General features: G+C 45.4%; 18 protein-coding genes. 10 read left to right on the forward strand and 8 right to left on the reverse strand.

The window, feature by feature from the left end; translation table 11 throughout:
* Positions 1 to 12: 12 nt before the first annotated feature.
* Both ACXAH1_RS08180 and ilvC read right to left on the reverse strand, forming a co-directional pair.
* The gene (locus tag ACXAH1_RS08180; RefSeq protein ID WP_475195678.1) at positions 13 to 1,920 is read right to left on the reverse strand and encodes a methyl-accepting chemotaxis protein; all 1,908 of its coding nucleotides are present in this window, start codon (positions 1,918 to 1,920) and stop codon (positions 13 to 15) included.
* A 219-nt stretch (positions 1,921 to 2,139) separates the two neighbouring features.
* Positions 2,140 to 3,612 (reverse strand): ketol-acid reductoisomerase, encoded by a 1,473-nt coding sequence (ilvC, locus tag ACXAH1_RS08185; protein WP_253044118.1) that lies wholly within the window; start codon positions 3,610 to 3,612, stop codon positions 2,140 to 2,142.
* 127 nt (positions 3,613 to 3,739) lie between these two features.
* Between ilvC and ilvY the strand changes: the two genes are divergently transcribed.
* The 6 genes from ilvY (at position 3,740) to ACXAH1_RS08215 (ending at position 12,286) form a co-directional block, all read left to right on the forward strand.
* The gene (gene ilvY, locus ACXAH1_RS08190; RefSeq protein WP_475195683.1) at positions 3,740 to 4,630 is read left to right on the forward strand and encodes an HTH-type transcriptional activator IlvY; all 891 of its coding nucleotides are present in this window, start codon (positions 3,740 to 3,742) and stop codon (positions 4,628 to 4,630) included.
* A gap of 62 nt (positions 4,631 to 4,692) precedes the next feature.
* Positions 4,693 to 5,403 (forward strand): winged helix-turn-helix domain-containing protein, encoded by a 711-nt coding sequence (locus tag ACXAH1_RS08195; protein WP_475195686.1) that lies wholly within the window; start codon positions 4,693 to 4,695, stop codon positions 5,401 to 5,403.
* Between the two features lie 320 nt (positions 5,404 to 5,723).
* Positions 5,724 to 7,526, forward strand: a complete 1,803-nt coding sequence (locus ACXAH1_RS08200; protein ID WP_475195689.1) for a DUF4856 domain-containing protein — start codon at positions 5,724 to 5,726, stop codon at positions 7,524 to 7,526.
* An 85-nt stretch (positions 7,527 to 7,611) separates the two neighbouring features.
* Positions 7,612 to 8,961: an imelysin family protein gene (locus ACXAH1_RS08205; RefSeq protein WP_475195690.1), complete on the forward strand. Its 1,350-nt coding sequence runs from the start codon at positions 7,612 to 7,614 to the stop codon at positions 8,959 to 8,961.
* Positions 8,962 to 8,971: 10 nt separating this feature from the next.
* Positions 8,972 to 11,200, forward strand: a complete 2,229-nt coding sequence (locus ACXAH1_RS08210) for a TonB-dependent receptor family protein (RefSeq protein ID WP_475195828.1) — start codon at positions 8,972 to 8,974, stop codon at positions 11,198 to 11,200.
* Positions 11,201 to 11,308: 108 nt separating this feature from the next.
* Positions 11,309 to 12,286: a sterol desaturase family protein gene (locus ACXAH1_RS08215; RefSeq protein WP_475195691.1), complete on the forward strand. Its 978-nt coding sequence runs from the start codon at positions 11,309 to 11,311 to the stop codon at positions 12,284 to 12,286.
* A gap of 57 nt (positions 12,287 to 12,343) precedes the next feature.
* On the opposite strand, the gene ACXAH1_RS08220 is transcribed toward ACXAH1_RS08215, so the two are convergent.
* Together ACXAH1_RS08220 and ACXAH1_RS08225 are read right to left on the reverse strand one after the other, a co-directional pair.
* On the reverse strand, positions 12,344 to 12,628 hold the full coding sequence (locus tag ACXAH1_RS08220; protein ID WP_475195694.1) for a hypothetical protein: 285 nt from the start codon (positions 12,626 to 12,628) through the stop codon (positions 12,344 to 12,346).
* Between the two features lie 284 nt (positions 12,629 to 12,912).
* Positions 12,913 to 14,484: a cation:proton antiporter domain-containing protein gene (locus ACXAH1_RS08225; protein ID WP_475195695.1), complete on the reverse strand. Its 1,572-nt coding sequence runs from the start codon at positions 14,482 to 14,484 to the stop codon at positions 12,913 to 12,915.
* Positions 14,485 to 14,698: 214 nt separating this feature from the next.
* Here ACXAH1_RS08225 and ACXAH1_RS08230 point away from each other — a divergent pair, with 214 nt between their 5' ends.
* Positions 14,699 to 15,442: a sporulation protein gene (locus ACXAH1_RS08230; RefSeq protein WP_475195698.1), complete on the forward strand. Its 744-nt coding sequence runs from the start codon at positions 14,699 to 14,701 to the stop codon at positions 15,440 to 15,442.
* A gap of 48 nt (positions 15,443 to 15,490) precedes the next feature.
* Positions 15,491 to 15,925: a GNAT family N-acetyltransferase gene (locus ACXAH1_RS08235; protein WP_475195701.1), complete on the forward strand. Its 435-nt coding sequence runs from the start codon at positions 15,491 to 15,493 to the stop codon at positions 15,923 to 15,925.
* A gap of 80 nt (positions 15,926 to 16,005) precedes the next feature.
* Here the strand turns inward: ACXAH1_RS08235 and tpx are convergent, their stop codons facing one another.
* Entirely contained in the window at positions 16,006 to 16,593 is a 588-nt protein-coding gene (gene tpx, locus ACXAH1_RS08240; protein WP_475195703.1) for a thiol peroxidase, read from the reverse strand.
* A gap of 203 nt (positions 16,594 to 16,796) precedes the next feature.
* Between tpx and ACXAH1_RS08245 the strand changes: the two genes are divergently transcribed.
* Both ACXAH1_RS08245 and ACXAH1_RS08250 read left to right on the forward strand, forming a co-directional pair.
* Positions 16,797 to 17,801 (forward strand): response regulator, encoded by a 1,005-nt coding sequence (locus tag ACXAH1_RS08245; RefSeq protein WP_475195706.1) that lies wholly within the window; start codon positions 16,797 to 16,799, stop codon positions 17,799 to 17,801.
* A 4-nt stretch (positions 17,802 to 17,805) separates the two neighbouring features.
* On the forward strand, positions 17,806 to 18,777 hold the full coding sequence (locus ACXAH1_RS08250; protein ID WP_475195708.1) for a sensor domain-containing diguanylate cyclase: 972 nt from the start codon (positions 17,806 to 17,808) through the stop codon (positions 18,775 to 18,777).
* Positions 18,778 to 18,962: 185 nt separating this feature from the next.
* On the opposite strand, the gene ACXAH1_RS08255 is transcribed toward ACXAH1_RS08250, so the two are convergent.
* From ACXAH1_RS08255 to ACXAH1_RS08265, 3 genes are read right to left on the reverse strand one after another with little or no spacing between them, the layout of a single operon-like run.
* Complete coding sequence (locus ACXAH1_RS08255) at positions 18,963 to 20,474, reverse strand: SpoVR family protein (protein ID WP_475195711.1); 1,512 nt, start codon at positions 20,472 to 20,474, stop codon at positions 18,963 to 18,965.
* A 14-nt stretch (positions 20,475 to 20,488) separates the two neighbouring features.
* Positions 20,489 to 21,769: a YeaH/YhbH family protein gene (locus ACXAH1_RS08260; protein ID WP_253044146.1), complete on the reverse strand. Its 1,281-nt coding sequence runs from the start codon at positions 21,767 to 21,769 to the stop codon at positions 20,489 to 20,491.
* 23 nt (positions 21,770 to 21,792) lie between these two features.
* Positions 21,793 to 23,715, reverse strand: coding sequence for a PrkA family serine protein kinase (locus ACXAH1_RS08265; RefSeq protein ID WP_054014024.1), 1,923 nt, complete (start codon positions 23,713 to 23,715; stop codon positions 21,793 to 21,795).
* Between the last annotated feature and the right edge of the window lie 428 nt (positions 23,716 to 24,143).

The raw sequence follows: 24,143 nt of genomic DNA on the forward strand, positions 1-24,143 counted from the left end.
ACCCTGGTCAAGTTAGAAACTGGCGACCAGTTTGTCGAGTGCCTTGGCTGAATTGGCTAATTGCTGAATAGCTTGTTCTGTATCGAGTTGTTCACCCATCACGCCGTCACTGATCACGCTGATCTGCTCGATGCTGCGTCCAACATCTGCAACAACATTACTTTGCTGCTCCGTTGCAGTGGCTATCAGGGTCGTCATATCATTGATCTGATCCGCTGTTTCTGTGATGGTGTTCATTAATTTGACCGATGTCTGCATGTTATCAACACTTTGCTGCGCTTGCTCAGAAGATTGAGCAATTTGTGTCACGATTGAATCTGATGCAGCAGTCAGCTCCTGAATGGTTGCCTGAATTTCATCAGTTGACTGAGAAGTTCTGCTGGCGAGCGCCCGCACTTCATCGGCTACAACGGCAAAACCCCGGCCATGTTCACCTGCACGTGCTGACTCGATAGCAGCATTGAGCGCCAGTAAGTTGGTTTGCTCCGATATACCCCGAATTACGTCTAAAATACTGGCAATTGACTGAGTTTTGCTGGCCAATGTAGCCACCTGATCTGCCATTTGCTGAATATCCAGAGCGAGCTGATGCAGGGTCGTCTGACTTTGCTGTACACAGCTATGGCTGTGTTTCGTATGCTCGCGGCTTTCGTCGGTAAGTTTTGCGGTATTGTTAGCACTTCCGGCTATTTCCTGCACGGTGGCAGCCATCTGATTTATGGCTGCAGCTACAGATAAAGTCTGGGATTTTTGTTCATCCAGTGACGATGAGTTTTTCTTCGCCTGAGCAAATACATGCTCACTGGCAACACGTATATCATGACTTTCTTTTGCGACATTACAAATTGCGGCTTCAATTTTTTCGATAAACTGATTAAAGCCCTGACCCAGCGCTTGTAATTCTGGCTGCTCTGCATTAGGAACGCGATAATTCAGTTTTGCGTCGCCGCTGCCCAGTTGGCGGAACACGTCGGCCATTTTGAGTAACGGTGCACTGAGGTTACGTGCCATAAGCATGCTGGCAATACATACCACTATCACCACGATCAGTGCCCAGAAGATAATTTGCCATTGTAACGAAGACACCTGAGCAAATACCTCAGCTTTGGGTACCTGTGCAATGACCAAAAGCTCAGTACCCTCGATAGGGCTGGCTGCGACCAGGGAAGAGACGCCATCAGCGTCTAGATCAAGTACCACAAAATCCCGGCTATTACGCAACTGCCCGGCAGCTTGTGTGCCGTAAAGATCTGCAAGTTTTGTTTTGGCAACCTTGCTGGCATCGGGGTGAAGCTGGACAACACCTTGAGATTTTTCAACAACGAATACAAATCCGCTCTGCTCAATTTTCATATTGGCCAACATGGTTTGCATCGCATCGATACTTTTTGCCAGCCCGGCCAAGCCAATACCATTGGTTTGCTGATGATTGACGAACATTTTCACATCACCAGGTGCTTCCTGATAGATGCTGATGGAGTATTCTTCGCTACTTTGGGTAAACTGGAAAAACCAACCATCTTGTTGTTGATTGAGCACCCGCAAGAATCCGTTCTGATTCCAGTATTGTCGCGTCTCCCTGTTGGCCCAGGAAGCGGTGACCAGTGCGTATTGATTTTGCACGCGGGCCAACTCCCTGAGCAGTACCTGCTCATTTAGCTGGCCTTTGTTGACCGAATCAAGCAAAAACTGATTGCTTGAAAGTTGCTTTGCTGCACTCTTAAGCTGGCCAATTTGTTGGCTAATCGACTTGTTGATGCTCTCAACCTTGCTGGGTAGCTCTGATCCCAGCATGCGGGTTTCGATCATAGACTTGGCCTGATAGGTAGAAATAAAGCCGATCAGACAAGCGACAACAACCGCGATTAAACTGCCCAGCAGAGTAATTCGTTGTGTAATTGTTAAACCAGTGTTATGCATTAAACTTACTACTTTTTGATCCCGTGACTCATAATTTTAGCATGGTCAATAATTAACACCTATAGGTATAAAGTCGCTGTCATAATACTGTCATATTTTGGAGGGCAAAAAAGCCCACTGCATAGCAGGTGGGCCTTGGTTTCTAACAAGCGAACTAAAATGGCAAATTTGCTTGGTTAACAACTTTTAATCTTATTAAAGTTGTTAATATTTAATGGTTTAGATTATTTTCTTCATGGCGGACATATAACCACGCAAAGTATTGCCAACTATTTCAACCGGGTGATTTCGGATGGCATCGTTTACGCTTATCAGTGCCTGATTGTCTACCTCATTTGAGCTTTGTGACAACCCTTTACCAATAACGTCTGTACCGATTTTCTCCATAAACGGCTTGAGTAATGGCAAACAGGCGTGGTTGTACAAGTAGCAACCGTATTCCGCTGTATCTGAAATGGTGCGGTTCATTTCGAAAAGCTTTTTGCGGGCAATAGTGTTGGCAATCAATGGCGTTTCATGCAAAGACTCATAGTAAGCAGACTCTTCGATAATGCCAGCGGCAGTCATGGTTTCAAACGCCAGTTCTACACCTGCTTTGACCATAGCAACCATTAAGATGCCATTGTCAAAAAATTCCTGCTCTGCAATTTCTTGCTCACAATTGGCCTGTTTTTCAAACGCTGTTTCTGCGGTTTCAGCACGCCAGCTCAGCAGCTTGGCATCGTCTTCATGCCAGTCTGCCATCATCCCCTGAGAAAACTCACCACTGATAATGTCATCCATATGCTTGTTGTACAGCGGACGCATAATGGTTTTGAGCTCTTCGCTCAGTGTAAATGCTTTGATTTTGGCCGGGTTCGACAGGCGATCCATCATGTTGGTAATGCCACCATGCTTGAGTGCTTCGGTGATCACTTCCCAGCCGTACTGGATGAGTTTTGAGGCATAACCGGGCTCAATACCCTGCTCGACCATTTTGTCGTAGCACAGCAAAGAACCAGTTTGCAGCATGCCACACAAAATGGTCTGTTCGCCCATCAAATCAGACTTCACTTCAGCAATGAAGGATGAATGTAGTACTCCTGCGCGGTGTCCGCCTGTGCCTGCTGCATAGGCTTTTGCCTGAGCGAGACCATGCCCCTGTGGATCATTTTCAGGGTGAACAGCGATAAGCGTTGGCACACCAAAGCCCCGCTTATATTCTTCACGTACTTCGGTACCCGGGCACTTAGGCGCGACCATGATGACGGTGATATCATCACGGATCTGCATCCCTTCTTCGACAATATTGAAGCCGTGTGAATATGCCAGTGTGGCACCTTGCTTCATTAGCGGCATGACCGCTTCAACAACCGCTGAGTGTTGCTTGTCGGGTGTCAGGTTCAGTACCAGATCAGCCTGTGGGATCAGTGTTTCATAGGTACCGACCTCAAAGCCATTGTCACTGGCGTTTAGGAATGACTGACGCTTTTCATCTATAGCTGACTGACGTAGCGCATAGCTTACATTCAGACCTGAATCACGTAAGTTGAGGCCCTGATTGAGACCTTGAGCACCACACCCAACAATTACCAGCTTTTTACCAAGCAGAACGTTCACGCCGTCCTCAAACTCTTTAGGGTCCATAAAGTGGCATTGAGCCAGTTGGGCAAGTTGCTCGCGTAGTGGCAGTGAATTGAAATAGTTCGCCATGATTTGTCCTGTTTGATTCTTCTGGAATAAAGTATAGGGTCTAGCCTAGTAGTAAGTTTAAGTTGCGTAAAATGATATATTTAAACTATTGTATTTCACATAATGAAACACACTGAGCGTCACCAACATGGACCATAAACAGTTAAAGTATTTCCTCGCACTGGCGGATACCTTACATTTTTCTCGGGCGAGCGAACGTTGCTACATTAGCCCACCAACGCTAAGCCGCCAGATTAAGCAATTAGAGGAGGAGGTTGGGGCGCCTTTGTTTATTCGTGACAATCGCAGTGTCGCACTGACCCCGCAAGGGCAGGCATTCATTCAATATGCACAAGCCACGTTAACAAGTTGGCGTCAGTTTAAGAGCGAATGTCTGGATGAGGACAAGCCACTGAGTGGGGAGCTGAGCCTGTTTTGCTCGGTAACCGCGTCGTACAGCTTTATTTATGATTTGTTTGCGCGTTATCGTCAGGATTTTCCGCAGGTTGAACTGAACTTACTGACTGGTGACCCGGCAAACTCCATTGCACAGGTGCAAGGAGAAGTCGTTGATGTGGCGGTCGCAGTAAGGCCACGTACTCTTCCCCAGGGGCTCGAATACCTGAGTATAGGTCGTTCCAGGTTGTTGTTTATAGCCCCAACGATGAAGTGCCCGCTGAGTGAATTGATCGAGCATCATCGGGGGGAATTGCCCTGGGAACAGGTGCCTTTCATTGTGCCAGAGCACGGTGTATTGAAAGAACGCTTGGATGTATTTTTCAAGAAAAAAGTACTGCAGCCAAAAATCTATGCGCATGTTTCTGGACATGAGGCTATGGTGGCGTTGACCAGTCTGGGTTTTGGCGTTGCCTATGTACCTGAGGTTGTGCTTGAGCAAAGCCCGTTCAGAAATCAGGTTCAGACATTGGGCTTACAAAGTGAAGAAATTGAAATCGGTCTGGTGTGCAAAAAGAAACGCCTGCAGGACCCGGTCGTGAGTGCCTTGTTTCGTGTTGCTGAGCGTTTGTTTGCTGCGTAAAGCGTTTGTTCAGCTAACGTCACTAGACTAACCCTCACACATAGTTCGAACGAGGCTTTTTCGTGTCAACGGTATTAATCGCACAAGATGAAAAAGGACACAGCATCGCGCCTTTCGAGGCACTACAACAGCATGGTTACACCATGCGGTTCATCAACATCCATGACGCAACCAGACAGGGTTATGCTATTCAGCAGGTAGACAGTATTGTGATTGGCCAGGCTCTGGCAACCAGTGCGCAATACGACACTATTAACGTGCTCAAAACGTGTTTCGACGCCCCCCTGATAGTGTCTCTTGATGAAGACAATGAGGATTTGCAAAGCCTCATGCTGGAGTTGGGCGCGGACGACGTGATCCCCTGTATGGCTAAACCCCGGCTCTGGCGCGCTCGTCTGGACGCGCTGGCTCGTAAGCATCCGGCCATCTCGGTACCTTATGCAGACACACCGCATGAACTCCACTTTGGAGAACTTTACTTAAACTTTAATGAGCGGAGTGTGTCACTGGCGCAACGGCCGGTTAATTTAACCAGCCATGAATTCGAGTTGTTGTGGTTGCTGGCTTCGAGAGCACCGGAAGTGGTCAGTCGAGAGGATATCTACAAAAAGGTTGTCGGACAGCACTATCAGGCAAATAGCCGGACAGTGGATGTACGCGTGTCATGTCTGCGCAGAAAGTTGGGTGATACAGCCGTCGGTGCAGAAAAAATTAAGACTGTTTGGCGTAAAGGTTACCTTTTTGTAAAGGAAGCGTGGTCCACCCTAAATTAAAGTCATACTTTGACGAAACTTCCATGTCGGATAGTTCCAATTATTCGAACTATCCATTCGTTCTCGATTGTACATACGTCATAAATCGCCCCACACTTTTTTACCATACCATCAATAATAAGTTTTACTTATCAGTGGCTTATTTTTGATCTTGTTTGCGCGTCCAATACCCTTGTGTATTTTTAAGTAAAAAAGATCGCATGTTTCTTGATCTAAATCGTGCATTTAGCAACGTAAATAGAATTGATTGCTATTTAAAGCGGTGTATACTTAACGCGACTAAGAATAATTTTTAACATTGCTTTATTAAGGAATGCTCAATGATTTTTAAAAAATCTCTGCTTGCTACTTCTATACTCGTTGCTACTTTGGGTCTGACTGCCTGTGGTGGTTCAAGCTCCAATGACAACAATACTCAGACGCCTGATCCAAAGACAAACGAAGCGCCTACAGCACTGACGCTAAAAAGCCAGGATTCTGACGCAACTGAAGTGACTGTAACTGAAAACATGGTGGCGATTGAGATTGGCACCTTGGTTGTTACAGACGGTGACGATGACAGCCACACTTTCACCGTGTCTGACGAGCGTTTTGAAGTTGCAAATGGCGTTTTGAAATTAAAAGCCGGTGAGCACCTGAACTATGAACTGGAGCAGGAAGTTAAATTAACTGTCACCGTAAAAGACAGTGCTGATAATGAGCAAAGCTTTGAGATCGTATTCAAAGTACTGGATGAGATGGACTATGACTTCATTAGTCGTTTCGAAGAAGGGCAATCCAGTGTTGCTTACTCAGGGCAGATTGCGCGCCATGTGTTGATTAAAGAGTTGTTTAACTATATCGGTAGTGCTCAATTTGTTACCGATGCGAAAGATACGAACGCAACAAAAGAAACCTTGTTAACTGCGATAAATAACTTCTACGCTATTTCTGAAGAACAATATAGCAACGTTTGGGGTGAGCGTGACCTGACAATCGTCACTGATCCTGCTGCGCAAACTAAACTGACTGAGATTTCTTCATCGCACAAAGACCTCACTGGTAAAATTGCTGGTAACGATGCAAAAGGCCAGTATAAAGACTGGACCGAAGATGGTAGCTTCGCAGGCTGGACTGCAATTGCAGCCGACGGCAAAACACCTATTCCTGAGCTGTTCGTAAAGCAGTTATTTGACCAGCTGGCTGAACGTGCACTGGCTGAGGCTCCGCTAGACCCTAGTGGCAACGAGATCGATACTATCTACGTTGCTGAAAATGGTGTTGATCTTAACCAGTTAATTCAGAAGTTCCTCTACGGTGCAGTGGCGTTTTCACAAGCAGCTGATGATTACCTGGATTACGACACAGAAGGCAAAGGCCTGATGACTGACAACACTGCAGCAGTTGAAGGTAAAGCATATACTAACCTTGAGCATCAGTGGGATGAAGGTTTCGGTTATTTTGGTGCAGCACGTAACTACATGAGCTACACGGATGACGAAATTGCGGGTAAAGGCGGCCGAGATGCTTTCAAAGCAGGTTACAACGATGCAAATGCTGACGGTACAATTGACTTCAATTCAGAGTATAACTTTGGCAATTCTACCAATGCAGCTAAACGTGACCGTGGTACTGTAAACAATACAAATCCAACAGACCTGAGCAAAGAGGCTTTTGAGGCTTTCTACAACGGTCGTAAGCTGATTAACTCGACAGAAGGTGCGCTAAGCGAAACGCAAATGGAGACCCTGAAAGGTCACGCCAAAGACGCATTGCTGGCATGGGAAAAAGCCATTGCTGCGACGGTTGTTCACTACATCAATGACACCCAAAAAGATTTAGATTTGCTGGCAGCAGAATTGGCCGGTACAGCTGAGGAAGAGTACACTGCTTCTGACTTTGCTACGCTGGCTAAGCACTGGTCAGAAATGAAAGGTTTTGCACTAAACTTCCAGTTTAATCGTTTCTCACCTTTCTATGCAGAAGGTAACGTGGGTAAGTTTGAACAAATGCACGCTCTGATGGGGACTCAGCCTGCGATTACCGCAGATGCCATCGCAGCTTATAAAGCAGATCTGCAAGCCGCTCGTGACATCCTTGAGGAAGTCTACGGCTTTGATGCAGAGAACGTTGCCAACTGGTAAGTTATTAACGATTCTTTGAACTGTCAAAAGGTTAGCAAGTTTTGCTAGCCTTTTGCGTATCTAGACTATTCATTTGAGGCACATAATGAGAATACACTCCAGACCTATTTTATTGGCAGTGGCCATTGGTTTGGCATTAAGCGGGTGTGGCGAAAGTACGTCCAGCTCTGCCGGTCCTGGCTATAAACAAGCGAATCCGAACGATAACCAAGATACCGGTAACGATAACCAGGACTCATCCAATGGCGGCTCTGAAACACCAGATTCAGGTCAGGATAGCAACCAGGGCACTTTCAGCCAGAAAAAGTTAATTGCAAACCTGACTGACAATGTGTTTACCCCGACTTTCCAGCAATTTGCCAACAAAGCGAGCACACAGCCTGACATAGTTAAAGCGTACTGTGATTTAGAAACTGCGTTTGATCCGACACTGGGGGATGAGGCAGCAAAAGCGGCACGGGATGAAGCACTGCTTACGGCACAGAATAGCTGGAAAGAGACGATGGTGAGCTGGCAACATGCCGAGCTGATGATTGTGGGCCCTTTGTTGGCCGATGATAAGGCTCTTCGTAAAGACATTTATTCGTGGCCAGATACCAACTACTGTAATGTTGATCAGGATGTGGCTTACTTTGCGCAGGGCAATATTAATGGTGTGCCCTACGATATCAGCAAGCGCAGTGATAAACGTCGTGGTTTAGATGCAATGGAGTATTTACTCTTTAACAGTAATCTAGACCACAGTTGTTCAGCTGCAGCAGCAGGAGATATTTTGGCGCAGTGGAACACTCAGGATGAACAGCTACGTCGTTCGATGCGTTGTCAATATGCCGTTGAAGTATCAAAAGATCTCAAAGAAACCGCAGAGCGCTTGATGTTTGAGTGGGCGGGTGATCAAGGCTATGCGGCTAAATTGAAAAATGCCGGTGAATCGGGCAGTGAATTTGATACTGTTACTCAGGCTGTGAATCGTATTTCTGACGCACTGTTCTACATGACTGAAGAACTAAAGGATTACAAATTGGCCACTCCGTTGGGCCTGTTTGCCAACCAGTGTGGTACTGAGGTGTGTCCTGAGGCAGTTGAGTCACGTTATGCTAAGCACTCTATCGAAAACATTCAGGCTAATATTGCTGCATTTGAGCAGATCTTTCTTGGACAGGGTACGGACAGTGCAGATACAACGGGTTTTGATGACTTTCTGGACAATCAATCTGCCAGTCAAACCAAAGACGTTATGATCCAGGGTATCGCAAATGCGAAAGCCGCGACTGCAGCACTGAGTGATAACTTGCAGCAAGCGTTGAATGAAGACGCTGCGGGTGTGACAAATACACACGCAAAGGTTAAAGACGTCACTGATCAGCTTAAAAATGATTTCATCCAAAAGCTGGCTCTGGAACTTCCAAAAACATCGGCAGGTGACAATGACTAAAGGACCCATGATGAAAAGAACTGTGTTGGCCGTGGCTGTGGCGCTGGCTGCACCTCAGGCACTGGCAAATGATGACGCAAAAAATGACGACATGGAACACATTCAGATCCTGAGCCATTACGATAAGCTTCGCACTGAAGCAGGCTCTGCGACCTTGCTAAGTGAAGAGCAGTTAGCAGAATTTGAATACGATGACATTCACCGTATCTTGTCATCGGTGCCGGGTGTTAATATCCGTGAGGAAGATGGCTATGGCCTGCGCCCAAACATCGGCTTTCGCGGAGTAACACCTGAACGAAGCAAAAAAATCACCATCATGGAAGACGGGGTGTTGATTGGTCCGGCACCATATTCAGCCCCCGCAGCTTATTATTTCCCAGTCACAACCCGCATGACAGCCGTTGAAGTATTCAAAGGTCCGGCCGCTATTAAACATGGCCCTCAGTCGGTTGCGGGTGCACTGAACCTGGTGACCCGTGCGGTGCCAGAGTTTTCAGAAGGGGCCATTGATCTGGCAACGGGCAGTGATGGTTATACCAAAGCACACGCGTATTTTGGCTCAGTGGTCAATAATGTTGGCTTCTTACTCGAAGGCGTAAATCTGCAAGCGGACGGGTTTAAAGACCTGGATGGTGGGGCAGACACTGGATTTGAGAAAAATGATTTACTGGCCAAGTTTAACTATAAGATGCAGCAAGGTGAGTTTGAGCACACGTTTGGGCTGAAACTCAGTTACGCGGATGAGTTGTCGAACGAAACCTATCTGGGTCTGACTGATGCGGATTTTGACGCCACCCCTTATCGTCGTTACGCTGCGTCTCAGCCTGACAATATGGACACCAAACACAGTCAGGTGATGTTTTTACACCACCTTAAATATCAGGACGTTAGTCTGACTTCGCGTGTGTATCGTAACGACTATGAACGTGCCTGGCTTAAGCTAAATGGCCTGACGAACACTGACGCGACTTTGCCAGAGATACTGGCAAATCCGGAAGATGAAAAGTATCAGCGCCTGTATCAGGTGCTCAGTGGTACAGAAGATTCTATCCCGTTCAGTGGGCGGCCGAACTTTCTGACTATGGGTACCAATGACCGTGAGTATTTCTCTCAGGGCATTCAGGTTGATGGCTCTGCCAAGTTTAATCTCGCTGGCTATGAGAATACCTTGTCGTTTGGCGTGCGCTTTCATGAAGACGAGATTGAGCGTAAACATTTCACTGAAACCTACGGCATGAAAGATGGCAGTGCGTTTAATCTGGGGCTGGACAAAGTCTATACCGATCAAAACACCGAAAATACCAAGGCCTGGTCTGTTTATGTCGAGGACAAAGTGACGATTGATGCGCTGACGCTTGGCTTGGGTATTCGTGGTGAACTCATGGACATGGCCTACCAGAATACGGTGGATGCGGATGACTGGCAGAACAAAACGACACGTATCTGGCTGCCAGGTATGAGTGGTTTTTATCAGCTATCTGAAGACTCAGGCATTCTGTTCGGTGTACACCAAGGGTTTTCGCCTGCTTCGCCGCAGCAATCGGTTGATATTGAAATTGAGAAAAGCACGAACTATGAATTTGGTGGTCGCTTTAACGATGGCGTGACTCAGCTGGAGGTGGTTAGCTTCTTCAATGACTACAGCAACCTGAAAGAAAGTTGTGGTCAGTCTAACTGTGGGGCACTGGAAGTTGGCAAGGAGTTTAATGGTGGCGAGGCGCACGTATATGGACTGGAAGCTCAGTTTAGCCAGCGTTATCCGTTGAACCTGCAAATTGACATCCCTTATGGCTTTGTTTACACCTATACCAAAGGGGAATTCAAAAATGACAGGTACACCAATTTCGCACAATGGGGCCATGTAAAAAGCGGCGATGAACTCCCGTATTTACCTGAGCATCAGGCCAGCTTTAATATAGGTGTTTCTGCCCCTGACTGGCGTGTATCTTTGGCGGTGAAGTACGTTGGCTCTATGTCAGAAGCTGCAGGTCGCAGTTGGGACAGCAGCACAGATCCCAATGCACCCACTGGCAGCTATGATCTGGTACTAGAGGGCAAAGAAGTGTCTGCGATTACAACCATTGACTTGTCAGCTGTCTATGAATTGGGCAAATACGGTCAGGTGTATGCTAAGGTTGATAACCTGCTGGATGAGACTAAGATCGTGAGTCGCCGCCCTTATGGCGCGCGCCCGGGCAAGCCTCGTCAATTTACACTGGGTTATAAATATTCGTTCTGAACCGTGTAATCCAATCACAAGTGCGTAGCTAGCTGCGCATTTGTTGAAATTTAGTATACTTACAGGGCCGCTAATCAGTGGCCTTTTTTAAAGGAGTCTGTCCATTTTATGATCGAAACGCTCTGGCAAAGCCTGTCCTCTTTGCCCGGTTATTTACTGGATGCGAATAAACGAATCTATTGGCTGTATCTTCTCAGTGCCGTCGCGATGGCGGGTCTGGTATACAGTAAACTACATGGCCCGCGTTCGCTCAAAGGGTTCATAGGGTTTTTGTTCCCGCGTGACGTCTGGCTATCTGACAGTGCAAAACTGGATTACGGATTGTTTATTGCCAACAAATTAATAAAAGCACTCACCTTTGCTCCCATCGTATTGACTATGGTGCCTGTTGCCATTGCAATTTCTGATGGTCTCGAGTGGTTGTTTGGCGCACCGCTGCATCTAGCCTGGGATGATTCGGTGGTGATTTTTTTGTTCACGCTGATGCTGTTTCTGGTGGATGACTTTACCCGGTATCTGTTACACCTTGCGCTACACAAGATTCCGTTCCTGTGGGAGTTCCACAAAGTACACCACTCAGCAAAAGTGCTGACTCCATTTACTATCTATCGCTCACATCCGGTAGAGAGCTACTTGTACGCTTGTCGTATGGCTTTAACGCAAGGTTTTGTCGTGGGGTTAGGGTATTTCTTGTTTGGTACGGCGTTGAGCATGTTCGATATTCTTGGGGCCAATGCCTTCGTTTTCTTATTTAATATTTTTGGCTCAAATTTACGTCATTCACATATCTGGTTTAGCTGGGGAGACAGGGTAGAAAACTGGTTTATCAGTCCGGCACAGCATCAAATTCATCACAGTGCTGATCCAGCCCATTTTGATACCAATCTGGGCTCTGCATTAGCAATATGGGACAGGCTGGGCCGTTCTTTGATCCGTGCGTCGCAAGTCGAGAAAATTGAAATCGGAGTTGGTCGTTATGATGCCGGACATGACAGTTTAGTTGCCATTTACCTTAAACCACTCAGAGAAGCTGCGCGGTGTTTGTTACCTAAGCGGATCAGTGCTGTTTTAAAGAGAGAGAAATAGGCTGGCGACGGGCATTGCCAGCCTATGAGGGAGAGTAGGCTCCCATAAAACTGTATCTTAATGCACCTGACCTTGTGCGGTGCGATAGAAACCCAGTGCATTCAGCTGCTCAACGATTGCCGGGTCATCAAGTCTGTCTGGCGTATCCTGCTCACGTAAAAAATGCTCCTTAGGAACAGAATGCATATCCAACATCTTTTGGAAAAGGATGTCCCTAATTGTCAACGCTGTCATTCCTGAATCTTGAATAGCATCCAGCTGTGCTTGCAATTTTGCGAGCGGGCCTGCATTTTTATCATCCACCGCTGCAGGAAAGTAAGAAGCTGATTTATTTTTTAACATGCTTGCCCTCTCGAATATTAGAGTCCCCACTCAATGTTCCTGATTGAGGGGTATAAGTATCAGATTTAAATTGAGAAAATTGATTAGTGCAACTAACCTACTGAAGCCAGTTTACTTCGAATTGAGGGGCAATTACCAACGATGATGTAAAGCTTTGTAAATCGTATAGTTACAAAGATGCCATGATTGTGTGCCTGATATTTAGACGTCTAGATGTAAGTGTATGATGCGGAATTAGAAATAATTCTCAGTACCCCTATTGATACTGAGAATTATTTTGCAGGCTATGAAAATAATTTTTCTTTAACGTGTTCGGCAAAGCCGCTACCCGCTTCTAAATAGAAGTTATAGGTAGAGTGTACGCCCAAATCTTCCAGCTCTTTTTGTTGATCTGGATAGTTTGCGATGGCGGTGACCTGACCTGAGAAGCCAGACGCTTTGAGTTGCTCCAGGGCATAGATATTTTGCATATGCTTAGGCATAGCCAGCATAACCATATCGACATTGGAGTGGTTTACCCGTTGCCAGAAGTCAGGGTCAGTCGCATCCGCAAGCAGTACCCGGCGCTCAAGACTAATGTGCTTTTCCACCACCTCTGGTTTGATATCGACGCCCGCAACGGCACCTGGGTGAGAGGCATGAATGGTCTCATAGGCACCGGTACCAATTCTGCCCATACCAAATATCACGATCCGTGTGTCTGTCAGATTAACAGGCAGCTCTTCTTCAAGTCGTTTATCACTTTCAAACTTGACGAGCAACGGCTCAAGCTTAACGTATATTTCGTTGGCTTTTTTATTCAAGGGGGTAGCCAGTACAAAAGTGACTGACACAGCCAGTGCAACCACGGCAAGCCAGTCAGCGGTGATCATGCCACTGCTGGCAGCAACCGCACAGACGATCAGGCCAAACTCACTGTAATTGGACAAGGTAAATGCACTAAGCAGTGATGTCCGTGCACGTAGTCTGAACATGTTGGTGTAGAGGTAGTAAATGAAGACTTTCACAGGCAGTACAATTGCAAGTAATACGGCAATAAGCACGGCTTCGAGAGAGATATTGGCGTTGAGGCCAATGTTAAGGAAAAAGCCAACCAATAAGATATCTTTGACGTTGAGCAGTGCTTTAGACAGTTCACCCGCTTTTTTATGTGGCGCAAATATCATTCCGATGATCAGGGCGCCCAAATCACCTTTCAGACCCGCCAACTCGAATCCGTGGTAGCCAAGTACCAGGGCAAAGAAAAAACCGAACAATGGCAGAAGTTCGCCATGTTTAGAACGGTTAAGTATCCAGAACAGCAACGGTCGCAAGAGTGGTAAACCAACCAGCAAGGCAAGTGCCCATAAGTTAGGCGATTTGCCAGTGCTGATGGCGAGGAAGATCACAGCAAATATATCCTGCATAACCAGGATCCCGATGGAAATTTTACCATGCAGGCTGGCCATCTCTCCTCGTTCTTCCAGCACTTTAACCGCAAATACGGTGCTGGAAAAACTAAAAGCAAAACCAACCAGGCAGGCACTTTGCCAGGACAAATCGACAAATAACGGCAAGCCAAATGCGCCCAACATCAGTAATAAAGAGGCAAAAAAAGCAATGCTGGTGATCAGGTGCAAGCTGGCAGGTGCCCACACCTGGGGCTTAACCAGATTGGATACTTTCAGTTTTAAGCCAATACTGAATAACAGTAGAGTGACACCCAAATCAGCCAGTTGGGTGAGTAAGTCGGTACTGCTGTGCCCCAACAGGTTGAGCACAAAGCCCGCCAACAAAAAGCCAATTAATGGTGGGAGTTTAAGTTGATAGACGGAAAAGCCACAGGCAAAGGCAACGGCGAAGTACAGTAATTCCATAGTGATTCAGTCAAGTCGAAGGTGCTAGCAGTGTAACAAAACAAACTGATTTATAAATGAAAAATTAGCACATTGAGTAACTAATAAAAGCCTCAAAGGGACCGTTTGAGGATTTGATGTCAACTATTTATATGATAGCTATAAATTTTCGCTGACAAACCTGAAAAAATGTGGTTAAGATGCGGATAAGGGGACATCCTCGAGAGGAGATAAGATGTTTAAAAAGCTCTTGGCATCCGTAGGTATTGGTGCCGCAAAAGTAGATACAATTTTAGAAACAGAACATTTGCATCCAGGTCAAAAATTCCAGGCGCAGATAGTTGTGTTGGGTGGTGATGTAGAGCAAGAAGTGAGTGGCCTAGAGCTGGCTTTGATGACAAAAGTGAAGGTTGAAGGTGACAGTGGCGAGTATTATGCCAATCAGGTAATCGAGAAATGGCGTGTTGGTAGTAAGTTCACAATTGCGCCGGGCGAGAAGAAGGTGATCCCATTTGAGGCCCGTTTGCACTCTGAAACCCCGATTACCGAAATTAATGCACCATATAATCACAGCTATGTATGGCTGGAAACGGGGCTGGACATTGATTTGGCCATGGACCCAAGCGACAAAGATCTGCTACATGTCTATCCTAATGAAGCCGTCAAGAATTGTCTGATGGCGATGGATAAACTTGGTTTTAGAATGGTGAAGGCGGATGTTGAACGAGGCTACCTCAAGGCGTCTAACTTTCAGTCTGTTTCTGGGTGTTATCAGGAAATAGAATATCGTCCGGCTAACACCTCTTTGTTTGGTCTTCAGGAGGTCGAACTATCTTTTGTCCCTGAAGCACATCGAACGCATGTACTGATTGAGCTGGACAGGGCGTTTCGCGGCGATGGCTATGTTGATTTGACTATTGAGCATGACCAAGTGAACTTATCGCAGTTATGTGACCAACTGGAAAGGCTATTCGCCTAAACCATTATTACGCCTCGCCAGGGGCGTTCCTTTTCAAGTGATAAATCCATGCAAGTTAAAACCTTTTACGAACTTTCTCACGACGAGCTGTTTAGTATCTTTCAGACTCGTATTGCTGTGTTTGTTGTAGAGCAAGCCTGCGCTTATCAGGAAATTGACGAAACAGATAAAAAGTCAGACACCTTACATGTTTTTTTAATTGAGGAAGGTGAGTTACAGGCTTATGCCAGGTGCTACAAATCAGCGTCGGATTGCAGTGCAATTGGCCGTGTTCTGGTTTCACAAAACTGTCGCGGTAAGGGTATAGCGCAGGCTCTGATGGACCGGGCAATAGAAGTTTGTCGTACACATTACGGCTTGCAACCCATACATATCTCGGCGCAAACTTATCTGACTCAATTTTACCAGTCTTTAGGGTTTGAAATATGTAGTCAGGCTTATCTGGAGGACGGTATTGAACACATAGATATGGTACTTTCTTAAGATATGAAACGGCGCATAGATGTGAAGGTAACCCTGCACTTGCATCTGTGCACCGTCAAAGTCGATTAAGTCTTTGAGAACTAAAGTTGCTTCAACGCCTCAATCGCGCCCTGATAATCAGGTTCACTGGCCAGATTGCTAACAAGCTGCTTGTATACTACCTTATGATTTTTGTCCAGTACCAGCACCGCTCGACTCAGCAGGCCCATATCCTTAATGTAGAGGCCATATTTGGCACCGAAATCGCGCCAGACAGAATCTGACAGTGTGTCAATCTGATCAATGTTCTCTGTTTTACAAAAGCGCTTTTGAGCGAAGGGCAGGTCCGCGCTGATAGTAAGCATTGCGACATCGGAAAATTCCTTGGCCACTTTTTCATTAAAATACTTAGTCTGCAAAGAGCAGATCCCAGTATCCAGACTCGGCACAACGCTAATCAAAACGGGTTTACCCACGTAATTGGCTAATGTAACTGGCACAAAGCTGCCATCAACAACTTTGAAATCGGGGGCTGAGTCGCCTACCTTGACGCCTTGGCCTAATAGAGTGACAGGCTTACCCTGTGCACTGACTTTTCCTGCATCAACCTGGTTTTCTTGCAGTTCGCTGGCATAGACTGGGTTGGTCAACGTCAACAGTGATGCTGTAAGCAAGGATATGATTCGCATAACGTATTCCCTTTTTAATTTTTCGCAATTCCCGTCAGTGTATTATACTGGAATTATATAACCAACCTTTGCAGTAAATTGGATTGTAAATCGGTTAAGCTTTGATTACCATGTAAATCCTAAAATGCTGCTATGTCATAACTATAAATAGAAAATTCTCGGCTTCTTACAACTATTTAGCCGGAAATGCGAAGAGAGCTTTTATGTCAACACCTGTCCTGATATGCGATGATTCTAAATTGGCACGCCGGCAACTGGCGCGATCATTGCCAGACGACTGGGATATTAAAGTAGAATTTGCAGAGCATGGCCTGGATTGCATTGAAAAAATTAAAGCGGTCTCACCCGAGATTCTCTTTTTAGATTTAAATATGCCTCACATGGATGGATATGAGGTATTGCAAGCAATAAACGAACAAGGATTGAATGTTTTGACAGTTGTCGTTTCTGGAGATATCCAGCCAAATGCGCATCAAAGAGTAATAGAATTAGGTGCGATCGATTTTATACGTAAACCCTGTGATGCTGCAAAGCTAGAAGAAATCATTACGCATCATGGGATCAAAGACAAGGCCATTCGTGCCAATCTGGTGCATAAGCTCGGTGAGCAACTTGAGCCTGAGATCCGAGATATTTATCAGGAAATTACGAACGTAGCGATGGGGCAGGCAGGTGACTTGCTCGCTCGGTTACTTAATGTATTCGTTGAATTACCTATTCCGAATGTAAACGTGCTCGAGGTCAATGAGCTGCACATGGCGTTGCAAGCGATTGATGCGAGTGCCACGACGTCGGGTGTATGTCAGGGGTTTATTGGAGGTGGAGTATCGGGAGAAGCCTTGCTTCTACTCAACGACTCCAGCTTCAAGGAAATTGCATCATTGATGAGCTATACGGGTGAACTCAATCAAAAAGTTGAACTTGAGCTGCTTATGGACATTAGTAATATCCTGATTGGTGCTATCCTAACGGGTTTATCAAAGCAGTTAGACATGCCATTTAGCCAGGGGCACCCGGTCGTGCTAGGACAACATTGTGAAGTCTCTGAGCTCGTTAAGGCGAACAAAGACCGCTGGCAACGTACACTAGCGATAGAAATAAGTTACGGAATTGAAGACCACGACATCAACTGCGATTTAATGTTGTTGTTTACTGAAGACTCACTTAAAACACTCAAATATAAAGTTGAGTACCTGTTAGAAGATTAGAATTATGCCAGCATCTGATTTTGACATGAATGAGATCCATTGGTTAATGGATATGTTTAACACAGTTGATGTCGGCCTGGTCGTTTTGGACAGGAACTATCGAGTGTGTGTCTGGAACGGGTTTATGGAAAACCACTCAGGTCTGTTGCCAAGTGCAGTAAAAGACAAAGATGTTTTTGACTTGTTTCCCAGCATTGATGAGGCCTGGTTTAAAAGCAAATCAGAACCTGTATTTGTACTCAAAAACCGGTCTTTCACTATTTGGGAACAGCAGCCCTATATTTTTCGCTTTAAAAATTATCGGCCTATCACAGGAAAGGCTGATTATATGTACCAGAATGCAACCTTTATCCCACTGACGACTGTAACAGGTGAAGTAGCCCACATTTGTGTGATTATTTACGATGTGACAGATGAGGCAATGAACAAGCTTGAGCTTGAAAAGGTGAATAAAACGCTGGAAAAAATGAGTCGCACAGATAGCCTCACTAAGCTTGCGAATCGTGGTTATTGGGAGCAAAGCCTAAGAACAGAGTTCAAGCGTTTACAGCGAAGCCACGGTAGCAGCTGTTTGTTAATGTTCGACATCGACTTTTTTAAACGTATCAATGACGCCTATGGTCATAGTGGTGGTGATGAGGCCATTCGCCACATCTCTGATCTATTGCAAAAGACATTACGTGAAACCGACGTAGCGGGGCGTTACGGCGGTGAAGAGTTTGCTGTAACTTTGGTTGATACCGACGCTGAAGGTGCCAAGGTATTTGCCGAAAGGTTACGTAGCCTGATTGAAAACTCAGTAATTTATTATGACGACAAAGAGATTAAGTTGACTGTGAGCTTGGGTATTGCTTGTTGCGATGATAATTTTGAAAAATACGAGCAATGGATAGAGGCAGCTGATACCGCGCTTTACCACTCTAAGGAAAATGGACGGAACATAGTCACTGTGTATGATCCGTCTATGACACATTAAGCTGCATAGGTTTGTGCAATATCAGTGCGTGTAATCAGGCGCCGAATTTATGTAACTAGATATGAAATGACAGCCTACTCCAGGGAATGACATAGTATGGTGCCTAGATTGACCGGTACCATCGCTCCCTAAATCAGTTAGGTGTTCCTTTAAATGACAAAAAGCCCTTTTATAAGGGCTTCTTGTTAAATGGAATCTTCTTTATTTTCCTGAGGGCACTGACCCAAAATGCTCACTGTACCGTCGTCCTGTTGCTCTTCCAGTTTAACTGGAAACCCCCACAGTCGGTAAAGGTGTTTCAGTACTTCTTTCTTCGAATCTGCAAGGGGTACCTTGTTATGGGGAACGTACCTTAATGTAAGCGAGCGATCGCCTCGTATATCCACGTTGTACACCTGAATATTGGGTTCGTGATTACTCAGGTTATAATGTGCAGATAAACTATTTCTGACCTTCTGATAGCCAGATTCATTGTGAATGGCTCCTACTTCCAGGTGAGGCGATTTCTCCTGATCAATGATAGTAAATAACTTGAAATCTCTCATGATTTTAGGCGACAGAAACTGGCTAACAAAGCTTTCATCTTTGAAGTTCTCCATGGCAAAATGGAGTGTATCGAGCCAATCCTTACCGGCAAATTCTGGAAACCAGTACTTGTCTTCGTCAGTTGGGTCTTCACAGATCCTGCGGATATCCACCATCATATTAAAACCCAGCGCATACGGGTTTATGCCAGAGTAAAACTTACTGTTGTAAGGTGGTTGGTACACGACATTAGTATGGCTTTGCAGGAACTCTAGCATAAATGCGTCACTCAGCTTACCTTCGTCATACAGGTGGTTCAATATTGTATAGTGCCAAAACGTGGCCCAGCCTTCATTCATCACTTGAGTCTGTCTCTGCGGATAAAAGTACTGAGATACTTTACGTACTATTCGAATGATCTCACGTTGCCAAGACTCAAGTAGTGGGGCGTTTTTCTCAATAAAGTACAGGATATTTTCCTGAGGCTCAGATGGAAACTTTACGTCTTCGCGTTCATCCTGTTGTTTCCCTTTGGGGATTGTTCGCCAAAGTTCATTGACCTGAGACTGTAGATAATCTTCCCGTTCTTTTTGGCGTTTTTGTTCCTCGTACATGGAGATCTGTTGTGGGCGTTTATAGCGATCTACCCCGTAATTCATCAATGCATGGCAGGAGTCGAGCAGGTTTTCGACCTCATCTATGCCGTATTTTTGCTCACACTTGGCGACATAGTTTTTTGCAAAGACCAGGTAGTCGATAATCGATGATGCATCCGTCCATGCTTTGAAAAGATAATTCCCTTTAAAAAATGAATTATGACCGTAGCAAGCATGTGCCATTACCAATGCCTGCATTGGCATGGTATTTTCTTCCATCAGATAGGCGATACACGGGTCTGAATTGATCACAATTTCATAAGCGAGGCCCATCTGTCCTCGTTTGTAGGTTTGTTCCGTCTGGATAAACTTTTTACCGTAAGACCAGTGTGCATAGCCAATAGGCATGCCTACGCTGGAGTAAGCGTCCATCATCTGTTCCGCGGTGATCACTTCAATCTGATTCGGATAAGTATCCAGTCTGTAGTGGGCCGCAACTCGAGCAATCTCAGCCTGATATTCTTCAAGCAAGTCGAACGTCCAGTCCGGGCCATCATTTAGCGGGTTATATGTCATAGGCACTCCCCCAGTTAGGCTGCGTTTTGTTGTCGGTTTTTCTTAAACAACTCTCTGAATATCGGATAGATGTCTTCGACAGAACGAATGTGTTGCATTGCAAAGTTGTCAAATGTATCCGCAATGCCCTGATACTCGCGCCAAAGACTCTGATGTGCGCGTGTCGTGATTTCGATATAGGCATAGTAACGCACCACTTTTAACAGCTTGTTCGTTAGTATGTCGGTACAGTGTGGTGAATCATCTGCCCAGTTGTCACCATCAGATGCCTGTGCGGCATAGATGTTCCAGTCTCCCTGTGCGTATCTGTCTGCAATGATTTCATCCATCAGCTTAAGCGCACTGGACACTATGGTACCGCCAGTCTCCTGAGAATAGAAAAACTCTTGCTCATCGACTTCTTTCGCTTGTGTATGGTGCCTGATGTAGACAACTTCGATATCTTTGTAGGTTCGTGTTAAGAACTGATAAAGCAAAATATAAAACCGCTTCGCCATATCTTTGGTTGCCTGATCCATTGAGCCAGATACATCCATCAGGCAAAACATGACAGCTTTACTTGTAGGGTGCGGGCGCTTTTCATAATTTCTGAACCGCAGGTCATAGTTATCAATGAAAGGAACCGCGTCTATCTTGCGTTTAAGCTCTGCTATTTCTTGTTCAAGTTGCTGAATTTGCGTTTGCTTTGGTACAGGTTCTTCAAGCAAAGCCGCTAATTGCTCTTCTAGCTCTTTGAGCTGTTTTCTTTTGCTTGCGGTCATAGCAATGCGCCTGGCCACTGAGCCTTTCAACGATCTTACGATATCCAAGTTACTTGGCATACCATCGTTACAAAAGCCAGCTCTGTGCGTTTTCATTTGTACTAACTTGTCGAGCTGACTTTTTTGCAGGTTTGGCAACTCCAGGTCTTCGAATAAGAGATCCAGATATTCGTCTTTTGAAATTGAGAACACAAAATCGTCCTGACCCTCACCTTGGTCGCTCGCGTTGCCTTCTCCGGCGCCGCCACCCTGACCTGAGGGGGGACGCTGAATTTTGTCTCCGGTCGTGAATTGGTCATTGCCGGGGTGAATATGCTCTCGATTACCCCCTTTCCCTTGATGGAAAATGGGTTCACTGATGTCTCTTTGCGGAATAGAAATACTCTCTCCACTGGAGACATCAGTAACACTTCTTTTGTTGATGGCATCTGAAACCGCTTCTTTTATCTGCTTTTTATAGCGTCTGATAAAGCGTTGACGGTTCAACGTACTTTTATTCTTGCCATTCAGTCGACGATCGATGAAATGTGCCATAGAACACCCTCCAACCGCTAATGTTATTGAGATTTTCTAACTCGTAAATACCACTCAGATAGCAACCGGACTTGTTTCTGGGTATAGCCTTTTTCCATCATTCGATTGACAAAGTCTTCGTGTTTTTTCTGATCTTCGGCTGAGGTTTTTGCGTTGAAAGAAATAACCGGCAGCAACTCTTCCGTGTTCGAGAACATTTTCTTCTCTATTACGGTTCTGAGCTTTTCATAACTGGTCCAGACTGGGTTTGCACCATTATGATGAGCGCGAGCTCTCAATACAAAGTTGACGATTTCATTCCGGAAATCTTTGGGGTTTGAGATGCCTGCGGGCTTCTCTATTTTCTCAAGTTCGGCATTGAGTGCAGCTCTGTCGAATAGCTGGCCAGTATCCGGATCCCGGTATTCTTGATCCTGAATCCAAAAATCGGCATAAGTGACATAGCGGTCAAAAATGTTTTGTCCGTATTCTGAATAAGATTCGAGATACGCAGTTTGTAGTTCCTTGCCGATAAATTCAACATACTGTGGAATCAAATAGCCTTTAAGGTGGCTTAAGTAGCGTTCCTGAATTTCTGCGCTGAACTGTTCACGTTCAATTTGTTGTTCCAGTACATAGAACAAATGAACTGGGTTTGCCGCGACTTCAGCGTGGTCAAAGTTGAAGACCCGAGATAATATCTTGAAGGCAAAACGGGTAGAGAGGCCAGTCATGCCTTCATCCACACCGGCATAATCTCTATATTCCTGATAAGACTTAGCTTTAGGGTCTGTGTCTTTGAGGCTTTCGCCATCATAGACGCGCATTTTTGAGTAAATGCTGGAGTTTTCGGGCTCATTGATACGTGACAACGTAGAAAATTTCGCAAGTGTTTCAAGCGTGCCCGGTGCGCATGGTGCAGTTCTGAGCTCACTGTTTTCAATCAACTTTTTGTAGATTTTAACTTCTTCAGAAACACGCAAGCAATAGGGCACTTTAACAATGAAAACCCGATCCAAAAATGCTTCGTTGTTTTTGTTGTTTTTGAACGACTGCCATTCTGATTCATTGGAGTGAGCAAGGATGATGCCGTTAAAGGGAAGGGCGGAAATCCCTTCTGTGCCGTTATAATTTCCTTCTTGTGTTGCAGTGAGCAAAGGGTGCAAAACTTTAATGGGCGCCTTAAACATTTCCACGAATTCCATCAACCCTTGGTTGGCCAGACACAAAGCCCCTGAATAAGAGTAGGCGTCAGGATCATTTTGGGCATAATGCTCTAGTTTTCGTATATCGACTTTACCAACCAGTGCTGAAATATCCTGGTTGTTCTCATCACCCGGTTCTGTTTTTGCGATGGCAGTCTGGTCCAAGATCGAGGGATACCGTTTTACGACTCTAAATTTAGAAATATCGCCGTTGAATTCATGCAATCGTTTGGTCGCCCAGGGAGACATCACGGTACGCAAGTAACGGCTGTTTATCCCGTACTCTTTATCCAGTAATTCGCCGTCTTCCAGTGGGTTAAACAGGCTCAGAGGATGGTCGTTTACGGGGGAGCCTTTGATCGCATAAATAGGTACTTGCTGCATTAAGTATTTGAGTTTTTCCGCAATGGATGACTTACCCCCCCCGACAGGACCGAGCAAATAAAGTACTTGTTTATATTCTTCAAGGCCCTGCGCGGCATGTTTGAGATAAGACACTATTTGTTCAATGGCGTCTTCCATACCGTAAAATTCATGAAATGCAGGGTAGCGAGCAATGACTCGGTTTGAAAACAGGCGACTAAGCCGAGCATCCGTAGAAGTATCGACCATTTCTGGTTCACCAATTGCCATAAGCAAACGCTCCGGTGCACTGGCGTAAGCTGCTTTGTCTTCTTTACATATTTCCAAATATTCCGCTATGGTGAACTCTTCTTCTTGGGACGCTTCGTATCTGGACTGGTAATGCTCAAATATACTCATAATGAACTCCAATAACCTGTTGATGATGCGGTCTCTTAATGCAAGGCTATCTAAAGTTTAGTCGGGATATTTAAAATTTGCCCAAAAATTCCAGTAATTTAATGTTCACCAAACTTACTGTACAGGTGTGAAATTTTCTCATCAATTGATCTTTACAGTGCATTTAATCGAGTTTTTCAAACAAATGGTCAAATTAGGAGCACAAAGTCGCCTTCTCTAAGCTAATTCGTGCACTCTGAATGTAGTTTTTAATTGCTATTTAGTCTGATATAAGCGCTAGTTTGCTCACACAGGCAATACAACAAAATGCATGGTTTGCCGACACTGACTAAGTGGATCGTTGTATGGCGATTTATAACTGTAAAGAAACGAACAAACGGCTGAAATATATGCCACAGGAGGGAGTCGAAGAGAGAAAGGCGCTAAAA

It is taken from the genome of Pseudoalteromonas sp. AWH4_217, from assembly GCF_056161105.1.

Bases quoted from the DNA above. Each gene is read 5' to 3' on its own strand.
- ACXAH1_RS08225 (WP_475195695.1), bottom strand. From the start codon at position 14,484: ATGGAATTACTGTACTTCGCCGTTGCCTTTGCCTGTGGCTTTTCCGTC.
- ACXAH1_RS08235 (WP_475195701.1), top strand. From the start codon at position 15,491: ATGCAAGTTAAAACCTTTTACGAACTTTCTCACGACGAGCTGTTTAGT.
- ACXAH1_RS08220 (WP_475195694.1), bottom strand. From the start codon at position 12,628: ATGTTAAAAAATAAATCAGCTTCTTACTTTCCTGCAGCGGTGGATGAT.
- ACXAH1_RS08215 (WP_475195691.1), top strand. From the start codon at position 11,309: ATGATCGAAACGCTCTGGCAAAGCCTGTCCTCTTTGCCCGGTTATTTA.
- ilvY (WP_475195683.1), top strand. From the start codon at position 3,740: ATGGACCATAAACAGTTAAAGTATTTCCTCGCACTGGCGGATACCTTA.
- ACXAH1_RS08230 (WP_475195698.1), top strand. From the start codon at position 14,699: ATGTTTAAAAAGCTCTTGGCATCCGTAGGTATTGGTGCCGCAAAAGTA.
- ACXAH1_RS08245 (WP_475195706.1), top strand. From the start codon at position 16,797: ATGTCAACACCTGTCCTGATATGCGATGATTCTAAATTGGCACGCCGG.
- ACXAH1_RS08255 (WP_475195711.1), bottom strand. From the start codon at position 20,474: ATGACATATAACCCGCTAAATGATGGCCCGGACTGGACGTTCGACTTG.
- ACXAH1_RS08205 (WP_475195690.1), top strand. From the start codon at position 7,612: ATGAGAATACACTCCAGACCTATTTTATTGGCAGTGGCCATTGGTTTG.
- ACXAH1_RS08200 (WP_475195689.1), top strand. From the start codon at position 5,724: ATGATTTTTAAAAAATCTCTGCTTGCTACTTCTATACTCGTTGCTACT.
- ilvC (WP_253044118.1), bottom strand. From the start codon at position 3,612: ATGGCGAACTATTTCAATTCACTGCCACTACGCGAGCAACTTGCCCAA.
- ACXAH1_RS08260 (WP_253044146.1), bottom strand. From the start codon at position 21,769: ATGGCACATTTCATCGATCGTCGACTGAATGGCAAGAATAAAAGTACG.
- ACXAH1_RS08210 (WP_475195828.1), top strand. From the start codon at position 8,972: ATGAAAAGAACTGTGTTGGCCGTGGCTGTGGCGCTGGCTGCACCTCAG.
- ACXAH1_RS08265 (WP_054014024.1), bottom strand. From the start codon at position 23,715: ATGAGTATATTTGAGCATTACCAGTCCAGATACGAAGCGTCCCAAGAA.
- tpx (WP_475195703.1), bottom strand. From the start codon at position 16,593: ATGCGAATCATATCCTTGCTTACAGCATCACTGTTGACGTTGACCAAC.
- ACXAH1_RS08180 (WP_475195678.1), bottom strand. From the start codon at position 1,920: ATGCATAACACTGGTTTAACAATTACACAACGAATTACTCTGCTGGGC.
- ACXAH1_RS08250 (WP_475195708.1), top strand. From the start codon at position 17,806: ATGCCAGCATCTGATTTTGACATGAATGAGATCCATTGGTTAATGGAT.